Raw genomic sequence first — 14436 nt, 5'->3', positions numbered from 1 at the left:
CCGCAGAAGGGCGTGCGACCGGGCAGGGAGGAACTCAGTATTTGAAAGTGGCTTGCAGCATCACGGTGCGGGGAAGTCCGGCATAACCGATCTGGTCTGCCAACACGCCAGCCAAGGTTCCCGTGCCGGCACCGGTATTCGGCGCATCAATCCCGCCGACGGCATAGAACTTGTTCGTCAGGTTCTTGCCGATCAGTGCCAGTTGCCAGCGATCATCCTCGGTCGACAGGCGGACTGTGCCATCGATGGTCAGGTAGCTGTTCTGGCGCGAAGCAGGATTGCCAAAGGCCGATGCAATGTAGGAACTCGAATAGCGCGCATCAGACGAAAGCCCGATCTTGAACCCGCTGCTCACGGCAGTTTCGTAATTGAAACCGAACGTCGCAGTCCATGCCGGGGCGTTGGCCGTGGCCTGACCCTTCAGGTTCTGGCGGTTGGCCACAGTATCGGTCGCGGCATTGAACGGTCGGCTCGATCCGTTTGCGGTGCCGTCATTCACGTAAACCAGGTTACATCCCGCCGCCCGGGTCTGGCCTGCATAGCATGGCGCAAGCGGGGCATCGCCGTATCGGGCCTTGTTGTAGTTCAGGATCGCATGAAGGTTGAGGCCATCAATCGCGCGCGGCGCGAACTCCATCTCCAGTTCGACACCCTTGGTGGTGGCCGAGCCTGCATTGATCGTGGTGAAGGCAAAGATGTCCGATCGAAGGAAATCGAGCTGCAGGTTGGTGTATTTGAAGTGATATGCCGACAGGTTCAGCTTGAGCTGGCGGTCCAGCAGCAGCGTCTTGATGCCCGCTTCGAAGCCTTTTGCCTTTTCAGGTGAAAATTCGAAGTCAGCAACGCCAGCGCTCGGGCTGAGAATACCGGAATTCGAGAAGCCACCCGATTTGTAGGCCGTGCGATAGGCGGCGTAGATGTTGATGTCGCTGGTCGGCTTGAAGCTGATCGTCGCCTCGGGTGACCAGTCGTCGAATGTCAGATCGGAATTGACCGTCACGCCCGGCAGGAAAATGCCCTGCGTTACCCGGATCGGGTGCGAATAGGGCTGCACGAAGTAGCTCTTCTTCGTCTCGTGCGTATAACGGACACCGCCCGTGATCTCGACCTGCTCTGTCGGCTTTACGATAGCCTGCCCGAATGCAGCAAAGGTTTCGCCATCAGTCTGGCTGTCCTTGCTGTTCGCCAGATAGCGCTGGTACGGTTGCGGCGCCCGGCTGTTTTCAAGGCCGCCCGACGCGGTGAACGCAAGATAATCGCGCTTCGTCTTCTGATAGTAGCCGCCGATCATGCCGTTGAACATGCCGTCGAACGAGGTTGTTGCGCGCAGTTCTTCGGAAAACGCATGGAACGTGGACCATTCGGTCGCGTTCACCCCGGCAGGGCCTGAGCGCGATACAACGTCGCCATCAAGCTGGAAGACGTTCTTGTTCCAGTTGTAGTTGGTGACAGAGTTGATCGTGACGTTGTCGAGATCGTACTGGAGATTGGCGTTGATCGCCCAGCTCTTGTACTGGTTGCCGAGCGAACCATCGGCGTTGGAATAGGGCGTTACCGCTGCAATCGCCGCCGGGAACTTGTTGCCTGATGACTGGAACGCGCGTGCGCAGGGAATGGCCGGATTGCCAGCAGACTTGCCGGTGGGGCAACTGTAAATCACCGCACCCGCTGCCGGGTTGTCATTCCGGTTGTCGCCATAGTTGGCCTTGATCGTGGCGGTGAAATCCGCCGTCGGCTCCCACTTCACCGTGCCACGGATATAGAACTCCTTGCCACGGCCATCGCCGGCAGCGTCCGCCGAATGGTTCGTGGGGGTGACGACCTGTGCAGTGGAGGTGCGATCGGTAGTCGGATAGATTTGCGTCGCCCCAATTTGCTTGAAGTAACCGCGATTGGACTTCGTGCCACGCACCGCAATGCGCACACCCAGGGTATCGCTCAGCGGTGCCGAAACGATGGCTTCGCCCACGATCTGACGCGCCTTGAACTCGTATCCTGCACGAGCGATCACCTCGAGGCGGTCGCCCGGATCGGCGGTCGTGATCGACACGACGCCCGCAGTTGCGTTCTTGCCGAAGAAGAGCGCCTGCGGCCCCTTCAGAATTTCCAGCCGTCCGAGGTCGAAGAAGCCTTCGTTGATGGTGCGGCCCTGTCCGTAGTAAGCGCCATCCACGATGACCGCGACGGATTGCTCAAGGCCGATCGAAGTCGCGTTGGAGCCTATGCCGCGCATCACCAGCGTTGCGCCCGCACCGCTCGGGGCCCTGCCGATCGCAAACGATGGCGTTGCCACCGAGACACGTTCGAGGCTGGTGAGATCATACCGATTGAGCGTCTCGGCCGAAATTGCGGTAACGGAAACCGGCACCTGTTGGGTCGTTTCGACCCGCTTGCGGGCGGTCACCACGATATCCTGAATGCCGCCCTGCTCGTCGGCCTGCGGTTCCGTGTTCGTTCGATCCTGCGCAATAACCGGTGAAGCGAGGCCCAGGATCGTGCCTGACATCAGGGTAATGAACGCGGCCTTTGAACGCCACTGACTCAGGTGTTCCATACGACTCCCCTCTTCCCAAAAGCTGGCCCCGCACGATTCTCCGTGCTGGTGGCAAGCCCATATGACCAGACGCATACAAATAACGCACCTGACTTTTTGAAGAGCCGAAAATTCAGCGCAATTTCCCTGAAAATCGCGATTCTGATGCAGAAATTAGCGATTCTGCTAACTCGTTTGCGTCATTTTTAGTGAAAACTGCTGGAGCGATAATCGCACGTGCGTTAATGCTGCCGGATGGACCAGAACGACACCGTGTACGCCCCACTTGAGGATGCGGAAGCTGCCGACAGCAAGATCCAGCTCATTCTGACCGGCGAAAAGCTTTTCGCTGAGCGCGGGTTCGAAGGCGCTTCGCTGCGGGAAATTGCGAGCGCAGCAGGCCACGGCAACAACAATGCCGTCCGGTATCACTTTGGCTCAAAGCAAGGCCTGATCCAGGCCATCTTCCGATTCCGGGTCATTCAGATGGAACCGATCCGCGCCAGACTTCTCGCAAAGCTGGAAAAGGATGGCTTGCTGGGTGACGCCCGATCCCTGCTGGAAGTAATCCTGCTCCCGTACCTGACCCTGCGCGCGCCGGACGGGACAATTTCCTATCCGGCATTCCTGATGCAATATCTGCTGCATGATCGCCCCAAGGGGGTTGAGCACGTCGCCGACGAGGCCGGTGCATTGTCCGCTGCCCTGAACCGGGCCCTGGCCCTCATCGAAGCGCGAATTTTCTTTCTTGATAAGACCACTGCTGATCGCCGCCTGCTGAGTGCCTCGACCATTTTCATTTCTGCGGTGATAAGCGCCGAGAACCGAATTCCTCAACTGTCAGCAAACGATTATCGCGCCGTCATCAATGATACGATGGACCAATGCGCGACCGTGCTTACCCTTTCGCCGCAAAGAACCCGATCATGCTTGATGACCGATCCCGAGATACAGGCAGGTCTGAAGTCCTAAGCTGACCATGCGAATATGCATGTCTTCTGCTCAACCAGACCATATTGATCGGGCGAAGATAAGAATTGGATGATCACTGTTTGAAAATTTTTGATTCGATGTCTCCAACTGCTCGGGTCAATGGAAGTCACGTGATTTCGGAATGACGCGCACGTCGCGTGGATTCCATGCACGGGACACATCCATGTGAGAGGCAATGCTGACTGACATCGTGTCCTCTTTACCAAGCCGGTCAAGCAGGGCAGTGAGCGACCAGTCAATCTGCGGTTCCGGCACGATGAACTTGCCGAGCAAATCTCCGGAATGCCCCATCGCCTCGTCATGACCCAACCTGTGATAACGCCAGCGAAGATCGAGAAGCTAGCCTTGCTCCTGCAGGATAAACTGGATCACGGTCGGCCTGATCTGCGCCAGGCGTATGCCCGGCTGTGGCTCAGCGAAGTGTGCGGAACGACAGGGGTATCCGCATCAGCGGCTCAAAGTCGCGCTAGCACGAAGCGCTGCAGCAAACGTAGCCAAAACCACGCCCGAAGTTCTCTCTTTTGTTCGAAAATGGTGCGCCCGACAGGATTCGAACCTGTGGCCCCCAGATTAGGAATCTGGTGCTCTATCCTGCTGAGCTACGGGCGCGCCCGCGTTTCCTTTAGCAGCGCCACGCGCGCTGGCAACGCTGTTTCAGTTAGCTTCCTCGGGTGGAACGATCGGTACGAGAAGCGGCATGACGGCGACGCCTTCGTCGATCAGTTCGCGCGCCTCGTCTGGCGTAGCCTTGCCGTGGATCGGGGCGGCGTCCTTTTCGCCATAGTGCATGGCGCGCGCGTCTTCCGCAAAGTTCTTGCCGACCCATGTCGATGATTTGATCGCTTCGGCCTGCATCGCAGCAACGGCTTTCAGCATCGCAACCGCTTCGGGCGGCAGTGGTGGGTTGGCCATTGCTGCGGGTGCGGATTCCGCCTTCGCGACGGGAGCGGGCATCTGGTTACCCTTGCGCCCCACGTTGGGCGCCATCACCGCCTTGATCACCTGCCCCGCCCCGCACGAAGGGCATTGCACCAGCCCGCGCGCACGCTGATCCTCATAGTCGGCAGACGAGCCGAACCACCCTTCGAAACGATGCCCCAGCGGCTCACATTGCAGATCGAAGACAATCATGCCGTCGATCTAGGGATTTCGCGCTTGTTGGCAAGGCTTGGCAACTGCCCGCGTACTTCAGTGGTCCGGGCCGGATCGATCATGGCAAAACCCAGCGATGTGCCCTCGCCGCCATCGTAAACCACATCGCCCCACGGATCGACGACGAGCGAATGGCCATAAGTCTCCCGTCCGTCTTCATGATGCCCGCCCTGCGCCGCAGAAATAACCCACGCGCTTGCCTCGACCGCGCGCGCGCGCTGCATCAGATGCCAGTGCGCCTTGCCGGTGGGCACGGTGAACGCCGCCGGGATGCGGATCGCGTCACAGCCTTGCCGCCCCAGTTCCTCGAACAGTGCCGGGAAACGCACATCGTAGCAGATCGCAAGGCCGAGCCTGCCGACAGGGCATTCTACCGTCACTACCTGCTCACCCGGCGTATAGGCCGCCGATTCCCGCCAGGTTTCACCCGTCGCCAGATCGACATCGAACATGTGGATCTTGTCGTAACGCGCAGCGATTTCTCCGTCCGCGTCGATCACAAATCCACGATTGGCCCATTTTCCATCGTCACGAAGGACTGCGAGCGAGCCGAGATCGATCCAAAGCCCCAGTTCCCGCGCGGCTTTGCGCGCAGCACCGAGCACAGGATTGTCGTGCTCGGTCACAATGTTCGGCATCGCTCTGGCGCGGTTCCTGTCAAGCAGGCCACACATTTCGGGTGTGAACAGCATCGTCGCGCCGTTATCCGCCGCCTTGTGCGCCGCATCGACGATAGATGCGGCATTGGCCTGCGGATCGATACCGCTGGTCATCTGGAATAACGCGACCTTAGCCGGGCCGCGAGGGCCTTCCACGGTCACAGCCCCAGCATCGCGTCCAGTTTGCCCTGCGCATTCAACGCCGCAAGTTGATCTGATCCGCCAATATGTTCTCCGTCGATGAAGATTGACGGCACAGTCATATGATCGGGCGCGCGTTCCAGCATCTCGGCTTTCTTCGGCCCGCCCATCGTCACATCGAACTCCTCGTAAGTGACACCCTTCCCATCAAGCAACTGCTTTGCACGGACACAGTAGGGGCAGCCCCACTTCGTATAGATTTCGACCTTCGGCGTGTTGGACATGATCACCTCTCAAAGGGGGGCTTGAAAACCGCTTTTCGCTAACACACATGGTTTTTCGTGTCATGCGCCGCAAGGCGGGCATGGCCGCAAAACCGCTGATGCGGGCGCCGGATGACCGGGTTCGCAAAGGCAAGTGCAGATTGCTCAAGCATTGAGGATATTGCCATGAACCGTTTCGATTTTTCCCCCTACCGCCGCACCACCGTGGGTTTCGATCGCCTGTTCGATCTGCTCGAACGCCAGGCCCGCGCCAATGCTGGCGATAACTATCCCCCCTTCAATATCGAGCGCAGCGGCGATGAATCCTATCGCATCACGCTCGCCGTCGCTGGTTTCAAGTCTGAAGATATCGACATTACCGCGCAGCAGAACCTGCTCGTGGTAAAGGGCCAGAAGCCCGAACCGAGCGATCGCGAGTACCTGCACGTCGGCATCGCCAATCGCGGCTTCGAACGCCGCTTCGAGCTGGCCGATTTCGTCCGCGTCGAAGCGGCCGATCTGGCTGACGGTCTGTTGACAATCGATCTCGTGCGTGAAGTGCCCGAAGCGATGAAACCGAAGAAGGTGCTGATCGGGGCGCAGAACCCGCTGAAGGTCATCGAAGGCGATAACACCGCCGCCGCCTGATCCGGTATAAAACAAACGAAGGGCGGATCGTAAGGTCCGCCCTTTACGTTACCAGGCCTCGGCCACGTCGATCAGCGCATCGCGGTCAAGGATTGTCACGCGGCCACCTTTCAACGCGACCATGCCGTTTTCCGCCCAGGCTGAAAGCTGGCGGTTGATCTGCTCGCGCGACATGCCGGCAAAGTTGCCAAGCTCCCCCTGACTCAGTGCGATCTTGAGCTGGTTTTCGTTCCCCGCGCCCTCCCCCATCATCAAGCGTAGCAGAAAGCGGGCAAGGCGCGGACCGGATGTATAGGCGCGATCTGCCTCAATCACGGCGTTGTTCTGCCGCAGCCGCCGGGCCATCGCCTTCAGCAGACGCAGTGCCAGCCCTTTGTGCTTCTCGATAATGTCGGAAAACGCGCCGTGCGTGAGGATCAGCGCCTCTACCGGATCAATCGCTTCCACTGTAGCCGTGCGTTCGCCGCCATCGAGAAAGGCGATTTCGCCCAGAACGTGCCCCGGCTCGGCATAGTCGAGGATGATTTCGCGCCCATTGGCCGCCACCATGCTGACGCGGGCAAGGCCTTTGAGCACGATGAACAGCGTGCGGCCTTTCTCACCCTGATTCATCAGCACCTGTCCGGGCTTGAACGCCCGCGTCTGCCCACGGGCAATAACGTCGGAAAGCTCCGCTTCCTCGCAATCCGCAAAGAGGCTTTGCGCCGTCAGTGCCTCAGCCAGCTTTGCCGCGTCCATCACACCGTCCCCTGAATACTCGCGCGCGCAAATAATCAGGGAACGACGCTATTGACCAGTGATTTTGCGCACCTTCAGACGAGGCGCGCCTGTTTCACCGCCGCAGCAATGAAGCCTGCGAAAAGTGGATGTGGTTCGAACGGCCTGCTCTTCAGCTCGGGATGGAACTGCACGCCGATAAACCACGGGTGGTCAGGGCGCTCGACGATTTCGGGCAGCAGTCCGTCGGGCGACATGCCGGAAAACACCAGCCCGCCCTTTTCGAGCCGCTCCTTGTAGGCGACGTTCACTTCATAGCGGTGGCGATGACGCTCGCTGATCTCGGTCGCGCCATAGACATTCGCGATATGGCTGTTGCCCGCAAGCTGCGCCTGATAGGCACCAAGGCGCATCGTGCCGCCCAGATCACCACCTTCGGAACGCTTCTCAAGGCCTTCGGAGGTCATCCATTCGGTGATGATGCCCACCACCGGCTCGTCGGTCGGGCCGAACTCGGTCGATGAAGCGTTGGCGATGCCCGCCGTGTTCCGCGCACCTTCGATGCAGGCCATCTGCATACCCAGACAGATACCAAAAAACGGCACGCCGCGTTCACGCGCGAACCGCACCGAAGCGATCTTGCCCTCGGTCCCGCGCTCACCAAAGCCACCGGGCACCAGAATGCCGTGCATCGGCTCCAGCGCGGCCGCGATCTCGGAATCGTCCTTCTCGAACAGTTCCGCATCGAGCCACTGGATACGCACCTTCACGCGATTGGCCATGCCACCGTGGACAAGTGCTTCATTCAGCGATTTGTAGGCATCCTGCAGGCCGACATACTTGCCCACGACGCCGATGGTCACTTCGCCTTCGGGGTTCTGGTGACGATCGACAATATCGTCCCACCGCTTCAGATCCGGCGATGGCGCGGTCAGCCCGAAGTGGCGCAGCACTTCGCTGTCTAGGCCTTCGGCGTGATACTGCAAGGGCACCGCATAAATGCTCGAAGCATCGAGCGCCGGGATAACCGCCGATTTGCGCACGTTACAGAACTGGGCAATCTTTGCGCGTTCGCTTTCGGGGAGCGGCTTTTCGCACCGGCACAGCAGGATGTCGGGCTGAATGCCAAGCCCGGTCAACTCACGCACCGAATGCTGCGTCGGCTTGGTCTTCAGTTCGCCCGCTGCCGCGATATAGGGCACCAAGGTAACGTGGACGAAGCAGGTTTCATCCCGCATCTCGTTGTGCAACTGGCGCAGCGCTTCGATAAAGGGCAGGCCTTCAATGTCGCCCACCGTGCCGCCGATTTCGCAAAGCACGAAATCCAGATCTTCGGTTTCAGCCTGCGCGAAATCCTTGATCGCGTCGGTCACGTGCGGAATCACCTGCACGGTCGCGCCCAGATAATCGCCACGGCGCTCCTTGGCGATGATGTCGCGATAGATGCGGCCAGAGGTAATGTTGTCCGCCTGCCGCGCCGAAACGCCGGTAAAGCGTTCATAGTGCCCAAGGTCGAGGTCCGTCTCAGCCCCGTCGTCGGTCACATAGACCTCGCCGTGCTGATAGGGGCTCATCGTTCCCGGATCGACGTTCAGATAGGGATCGAACTTGCGGATGCGCACGCGAAATCCGCGTGCCTGCAGCAGAGCCGCGAGGCTCGCTGCCATGAGTCCTTTGCCGAGCGAGGAAACCACGCCGCCGGTGATAAATATGTACCGCGCCATGGGAGTCGGGCCTTAGCGTCAGAGGTTGCAATTGCGCAAGCGGTTGCGGCTGAAATCTTCACCGCAATCCACAAGCATCGTGTACTCGGCATTGACCGAACGCAAAAGCAAAGCCGCCCCGCAACCTTATCGGAAGCGGGCCGACTGCCTTTGCGGTTGGAAAAGCCTTACTGAGCGGCTGCGCCACCCAGCGGATCATTGGCCGGCGCCGCAGCCGGAGCAGCAGCCGGTTGGCCGCCCTGCGCCGGAGCCAGCGGATCAGCCGCAGGCGCGTTCTGCACCGGCGCGACCCGCTCAAGCGACGTGTCGATTTCGCGGCTCGACGTTGTGCCCACCGCCAGCGCCGCCAGCGTAATGCTCAACACCACGAAAGCGGTCGCCAGAATCGTCGTCATCCGGGTCATGAAATCAGCCGCGCCGCGTGCCGACATGAACCCGGCAGGGCTTCCGCCCACGCCAAGGCCACCGCCTTCGGACTTCTGCATCAGGATCACCACGACGAGCAGCGCCGCGACAATCGCCTGAACCACGGTGAGGAAAATGAATAGCGACATGAATCTCTACCCTTGGCGCCAAAGGGCGCAGGAATTTCCGGCCATGTAGGCGCGGGAACGCTGCGGCGCAAGCCACGGCATTTCTGCGGCGGTCAGGCTTCCCCGGTTCCGGCCGCAGCCACGATCGGCAGGAACGCCTCCGCAGTCAGGCTCGCGCCGCCCACAAGAGCGCCACCTACACCGTCTGCCGCCAGCAATTCCGCGGCGTTTCCGGCGTTGACCGAGCCGCCATAAAGGATGCGCACCTTCGCACCGGTTTCACCATAAAGCGCCAGCAGTCGCTCACGGATCGCCGCGTGCATCGCAACCACATCGGATACGGCAGCAACCCGCCCCGTGCCGATCGCCCAAACCGGCTCATAGGCCACAGCGACCTTGCCCGCTGCAACCGCATCACCTGCCACATCAGCCGATGGCAACGAATGATCGATCTGTCCGGCCACCACGGCTTCGGCCTTGCCCGCGTCACGCTCTTCCAGCGTTTCGCCCACACAGACAATGATGCCAAGGCCTGCGGTAAGCGCGGCTTCGGCCTTGGCCTTCACCACGGCGTCGCTCTCCGCGTGATCCTTGCGGCGCTCGCTGTGCCCCACGATCACCACGTCCGCACCGGTATCGACCAGCATGGCAGCCGAAACATCGCCGGTATGCGCGCCCTTGGCCTGAGCATGGCAATCCTGCCCGCCCACGCCCATCGCGGTCACCGCCTCGCGCAGCGCGCCGATCAGCGTGAAAGGCGGGGCAAGCGCCACCTGCACATCGGGATAGCGCGCCGCCGCCCGGTCAATCGCACGGGCTTCGGCCAGCATGGCGCGGCTCCCGTTCATCTTCCAGTTGCCAACGATATATGGACGATGCGGCATGATCAGCCCGTTCCCCTAATTAGTCCCTGAAGGTACATTCGATTTGGGTCAAATTTCCCTGAGTCGTCGGGCGGCTATCAAACCCGGACCGATTCTGCAAAACGCCTGATCGCATAAATCCGCAATTGTGACAGGGGATTGTCATGCGCGGCGCGCCGCAACAGGCTGCCTACGCCCCATTGCGGGATTTGCGTTTGGCTCCTAAGGCATCCGCAAATTGCCATTTTGCGCTCTGCTGCGTGCCGTAGCTGCGCCTTAGTAAAAGAGACGAAGACCCCCCAATGCTCGGCTTCTTCCGCTCCATGCTCAAATCCCGCATCGGCGCTGCCGTTGCGTTGGTATTCCTTGGCCTGATCGCGCTTGCCTTTGCCAGTGCCGATGTCACCGGCAGCGGCTTTGGCGGCATCGCCGGGGGGGACCGCGCCGCCAAAGTGGGATCGAGCCGCGTCGGCACCGCCGAACTGGGCAAGGCGCTGACCAACGCTTTCGAACAGGAACGCCAGCGCCAGCCCGGCCTGACGATGCAGCAGTTCCTTGATGCGGGCGGCATGGAATCGGTGCTCACCGGCCTGACGGATCGCCTCGCCATTGCCGAATGGGGCAAACGGCACGGCATGATTTCCAGCGACCGTCTGGTCGACAGCGAAATCGTCAAGATCCCGGCGTTTCAGGGCGTCGACGGCAAGTTCAGCCAGACAACCTATGAACAACTTCTTGCCCAGCGCGGGCTGACCGACAAGGAAGTGCGCAAGGATCTGGGCCAGGGCCTGATCGCACGCCAGTTGCTGCTGCCTGCTGCCTTCGGCGCGCAGATGGCCGATGAAGCCGTACAGCGCTACGCTGCGCTCCTTACCGAAAAGCGCGTAGGCACGATCGCCACGATCCCCTCGCTCGCTTTCGCTCCCGCCTCGCCGCCCGATGCCAACACACTCAGCGCGTTCTACAACGCCAACAAGGGCCGCTACATGCAGCCCGAACGGCGCACGATCCGCTATCTGGTGGTCGATGAAGCCAGCCTCAAGACGGTTCCCGCACCGACCGAGGCGGAAGTCGCCAACCGCTACAAGCAGAACTCTGCCGTCTACGCGCCGTCTGAACAGCGCACCGTAACGCAGGTCATCGTGCCTACCGAGGCCGCCGCCAAGGCGCTTGCCGCCGAAGTCGGCAGCAATGGTTCGCTGGATACGGCCGCCCGTGCCAAGGGCCTCGTCCCCAGCAAGCTCGAAAACCAGACCCGCGAAACGCTCGCCAACCAGACAGCAAAGACCGTGGCCGATGCCGCCTTCGCCGCAGCGCAGGGCAGTGTTGCCGCACCTGCAAAGTCGGCCATCGGCTGGCACGTGGTGAAGGTCGATGCGGTCAATCGCAACGCCGGAAAGACGCTGGATCAGGCCCGCGCTGAAATCGTCACCGCGCTTACGCTTGAAAAGCGCCGCGCCGCCTTGTCCGACCTTGCCGCACAAGCCGAACAGGAAATCGATGGCGGCACCGGCCTTGCCGATATCGCCAAGACGCTGAACCTCACCGTCGCCACCACCCCGGCGCTAACCGCCGATGGTAGCATCTACGGCAAGCAGGGCGAAAAGGTCGCCGCTGACATTGCCCCGCTGGTTCAGGCCGCCTTTGCGATGGAGCGTGAAGGTGAGGCCCAGCTTGCCGAAATCAAGGCCGGTGAAAAGTTCGCGATCTTCGACGTTGGCCAGCTTACCCCAGCCACCCCTGCCCCGCTCGATCAGATCAAGGCCACCGTTGGTCGTGACTGGGCGGTTGATCAAGGTTCGGCAAAGGCCAAGGCTGCTGCCGACAAGATCCTTGCCGCGCTGAACAAAGGCACCCCGATGGCCGATGCACTGAAACTGGCAGGCGTTGCCCTGCCCGCTCCACAAGCCGTCGATCTTCCCCGCGCCGCGCTGAACCAGATGCAGGGTCAGGTGCCCGCCCCCCTCGCGCTCCTCTTCGCGATGGCCAAGGGCAGCAACAAGCGCCTCGAAGGGCCAGACAAGCAGGGCTGGTATCTTGTATCGTTGAAAGACATTGTGATTGGCAATGTGAAGCGTGGTGATCAGGTCTTTGCACAGGCCGCGCGCTCTTTCGCGGCTGACAGCGGCGATGAATACGCCCAGCAGCTGCGGTCTGCCATCCGCAAGGACGTCGGCGTCGAACGCAACGAGGCCGGAATCAAGGCCGTCCGCGATCAGTTGACCGGCGCCAACGCACAGTAAAGCCCAGTAACGTCATGACCACCGCAACCGCCGAACCGACAACTGCGCTACCCGATAACCACGGCCCCGCGCTCGCCCAGCTTTCCGCCGGGAAGCCCGCGCTGGTCTGGCGCAAGCTGATCGTCGACACGGAAACGCCAGTTGGCGCAGCGCTCAAGCTGATGGAGAGCGGACGCGGCGATTTCCTGCTCGAATCCGTGCAGGGCGGCGAAGTGCGCGGGCGCTACAGCCTGCTCGGCATAGACCCCGATCTGGTCTTTCGCGCCACTGGCTCCAGCGCAGAAATCAACCGCATCTGGCGGCATGACAAAGCTGCATTTGCCCCGCTGCCCGGCGATGCGCTAACCGAACTGCGCGGCCTTGTTGCTGCGTGCCGAATCGACGTGCCCGCCGCGCTGCCGTCAGCCCTGGCCTGCCTCGTCGGCTATTTCGGCTACGAAACCATCGGCCTCGTCGAAAAGCTGCCACGCGCGCCCCAGAGCGATCTGGTCCTGCCCGACATGCTGTTCACCCGCCCCACCGTGGTGCTGGTGTTCGACCGCCTGTCCGACGAACTCTTCGCCATTGCCCCGGTGTGGGCCGAAGGCGGCACGCCCGAACATCTGCTCGAAGCCGCCGCCGAACGGATCGATGGTGCCTTGCGCAAACTGGCCGATCCGGTCCCTGCCGAAACGCGCCTTGCACAAGCGGTAGACGTCACGCCGCAACCGGTCATGCCCGCATCGAACTATGCCTACATGGTCACCCGCGCGAAGGACTATATCGAAGCAGGCGACATCTTTCAGGTGGTCATCGCCCAGCGCTTCACCGCGCCCTTCCCGCTGCCCCCGATCGCGCTTTACCGCAGCTTGCGTCGCATCAACCCTTCGCCCTTCCTCTATTTCCTCGACATGCCGGGCTTCGCGCTCACCGGCTCCAGCCCGGAAATCCTTGTCCGCATTCGTGACGGCGAAGTCACCATCCGCCCCATCGCCGGAACCCGCCCGCGCGGAAAGACGGCAGAGGAAGACCGCGCCAACGAGGTCAGCCTGCTCGACGATCCCAAGGAACGCGCAGAACACCTGATGCTGCTCGACCTTGGCCGCAACGATGTGGGCCGCGTGGCGAAGGCTGGCACGGTCAAGGTCACCGAAAGCTACACCGTCGAGCGCTACAGCCACGTCATGCACATCGTCTCGAACGTGGTCGGCCAGCTTGATATCAACCGCGCCGACAGCGTGGACGCCCTCTTCGCCGGCTTCCCCGCAGGCACCGTCAGCGGCGCGCCAAAGGTCCGCGCCTGCGAGATCATCGCCGAACTCGAACCCGAAACGCGCGGCGCCTACGCAGGCGGCGTCGGCTACTTCGCGCCCGATGGCTCGGTCGACAGCTGCATCGTCCTGCGCACCGGTATCCTTAAGGATGGCGTTCTCCACGTCCAGGCAGGCGCTGGCATTGTTGCGGACTCGAACCCCGAATACGAACAGCGCGAATGCGAAGCGAAGAGCGGCGCATTGTTTGCGGCGGCGCGTGAAGCCGTCCGTGTCGCCACAGAAGCGAAGTTTGGCCAATGATCCTCGTCATCGACAACTACGACAGCTTCACCTGGAACCTCGTCCACTACCTGATGGAAATGGGCGCGGAGGTTGAAGTCGTGCGCAACGATGCGCTCACTGCCGAACAGGCGATCAAGACCGGCGCGCAAGGGTTCCTGCTTTCGCCCGGTCCCTGCACGCCCAACGAAGCGGGCGTCAGTCTCGATCTCGTCGGCGCGGCGGCGGATGCCAAGCTGCCGCTGCTCGGCGTGTGCCTCGGCCACCAGTCCATCGGCCAGTATTTCGGTGGCAAGGTCGTGCGCGGTGGGTTGATGCACGGCAAGACCTCGCCGGTCACGCATGACGGCACCGGCGTGTTCGAAGGCTTGCCCAGCCCGTTCATCGCCACGCGCTATCACTCGCTGATCGTCACCGACATTCCCGATTGCCTCG

Annotated in this window: 14 protein-coding genes and 1 tRNA gene; 5 read left to right on the top strand and 10 right to left on the bottom strand. The window is 61.4% G+C overall.

The window, feature by feature from the left end; genetic code table 11:
* Positions 1–34 precede the first annotated feature (34 nt).
* Entirely contained in the window at positions 35–2554 is a 2520-nt protein-coding gene (locus ACOVQ0_RS10720; RefSeq protein WP_421884108.1) for a TonB-dependent receptor, read from the bottom strand.
* Positions 2555–2788: 234 nt separating this feature from the next.
* On the opposite strand from ACOVQ0_RS10720, the gene ACOVQ0_RS10715 reads away from it, so the two are divergent.
* Positions 2789–3505 carry a TetR/AcrR family transcriptional regulator gene (locus tag ACOVQ0_RS10715; RefSeq protein ID WP_421884105.1) on the top strand — a complete coding sequence of 239 codons (717 nt, stop codon included), beginning with the start codon at positions 2789–2791 and terminating at the stop codon, positions 3503–3505.
* 117 nt (positions 3506–3622) lie between these two features.
* On the opposite strand, the gene ACOVQ0_RS10710 is transcribed toward ACOVQ0_RS10715, so the two are convergent.
* From ACOVQ0_RS10710 to grxC, 5 genes are all read right to left on the bottom strand, one after another.
* Positions 3623–3835 (bottom strand): hypothetical protein, encoded by a 213-nt coding sequence (locus tag ACOVQ0_RS10710; RefSeq protein WP_421884102.1) that lies wholly within the window; start codon positions 3833–3835, stop codon positions 3623–3625.
* A gap of 223 nt (positions 3836–4058) precedes the next feature.
* Positions 4059–4135, bottom strand: a tRNA-Arg gene (locus ACOVQ0_RS10705).
* A 45-nt stretch (positions 4136–4180) separates the two neighbouring features.
* Complete coding sequence (locus ACOVQ0_RS10700) at positions 4181–4657, bottom strand: DUF1178 family protein (RefSeq protein WP_421884100.1); 477 nt, start codon at positions 4655–4657, stop codon at positions 4181–4183.
* A complete protein-coding gene (locus ACOVQ0_RS10695) occupies positions 4654–5451 on the bottom strand; it encodes a carbon-nitrogen hydrolase family protein (protein WP_421884098.1) in 798 nt (265 codons plus the stop codon). Before ACOVQ0_RS10695 ends, ACOVQ0_RS10700 begins: the two co-directional genes overlap by 4 nt.
* Positions 5452–5495: 44 nt before the next feature.
* Positions 5496–5762, bottom strand: a complete 267-nt coding sequence (grxC, locus tag ACOVQ0_RS10690) for a glutaredoxin 3 (protein ID WP_421884094.1) — start codon at positions 5760–5762, stop codon at positions 5496–5498.
* Positions 5763–5927: 165 nt separating this feature from the next.
* Here grxC and ACOVQ0_RS10685 point away from each other — a divergent pair, with 165 nt between their 5' ends.
* A complete protein-coding gene (locus ACOVQ0_RS10685; RefSeq protein WP_421884091.1) occupies positions 5928–6389 on the top strand; it encodes an Hsp20 family protein in 462 nt (153 codons plus the stop codon).
* A 48-nt stretch (positions 6390–6437) separates the two neighbouring features.
* Here ACOVQ0_RS10685 and ACOVQ0_RS10680 read toward each other — a convergent pair whose 3' ends face one another.
* From ACOVQ0_RS10680 to tpiA, 4 genes are all read right to left on the bottom strand, one after another.
* The gene (locus ACOVQ0_RS10680; RefSeq protein WP_421884089.1) at positions 6438–7127 is read right to left on the bottom strand and encodes a Crp/Fnr family transcriptional regulator; all 690 of its coding nucleotides are present in this window, start codon (positions 7125–7127) and stop codon (positions 6438–6440) included.
* A 74-nt stretch (positions 7128–7201) separates the two neighbouring features.
* Positions 7202–8830: a CTP synthase gene (locus ACOVQ0_RS10675; protein WP_421884086.1), complete on the bottom strand. Its 1629-nt coding sequence runs from the start codon at positions 8828–8830 to the stop codon at positions 7202–7204.
* A gap of 167 nt (positions 8831–8997) precedes the next feature.
* Positions 8998–9384 (bottom strand): preprotein translocase subunit SecG, encoded by a 387-nt coding sequence (gene secG / locus ACOVQ0_RS10670; RefSeq protein ID WP_421884083.1) that lies wholly within the window; start codon positions 9382–9384, stop codon positions 8998–9000.
* A 92-nt stretch (positions 9385–9476) separates the two neighbouring features.
* Entirely contained in the window at positions 9477–10247 is a 771-nt protein-coding gene (gene tpiA, locus ACOVQ0_RS10665) for a triose-phosphate isomerase (protein ID WP_421884080.1), read from the bottom strand.
* A 281-nt stretch (positions 10248–10528) separates the two neighbouring features.
* On the opposite strand from tpiA, the gene ACOVQ0_RS10660 reads away from it, so the two are divergent.
* The 3 genes from ACOVQ0_RS10660 to ACOVQ0_RS10650 form a co-directional block, all read left to right on the top strand.
* The gene (locus ACOVQ0_RS10660; RefSeq protein ID WP_421884077.1) at positions 10529–12469 is read left to right on the top strand and encodes a SurA N-terminal domain-containing protein; all 1941 of its coding nucleotides are present in this window, start codon (positions 10529–10531) and stop codon (positions 12467–12469) included.
* 14 nt (positions 12470–12483) lie between these two features.
* The gene (locus ACOVQ0_RS10655; protein ID WP_421884074.1) at positions 12484–14022 is read left to right on the top strand and encodes an anthranilate synthase component I family protein; all 1539 of its coding nucleotides are present in this window, start codon (positions 12484–12486) and stop codon (positions 14020–14022) included.
* Positions 14019–14436, top strand: a 418-nt coding sequence (locus ACOVQ0_RS10650) for an anthranilate synthase component II (RefSeq protein ID WP_421884072.1), incomplete at its 3' end; no start/stop codon positions are given. The genes ACOVQ0_RS10655 and ACOVQ0_RS10650, both read left to right, overlap by 4 nt.

This window comes from Novosphingobium sp. (assembly GCF_049240505.1).
Lineage (GTDB): Bacteria > Pseudomonadota > Alphaproteobacteria > Sphingomonadales > Sphingomonadaceae > Novosphingobium.
This window is presented reverse-complemented; position numbering and strand designations above follow the sequence as displayed.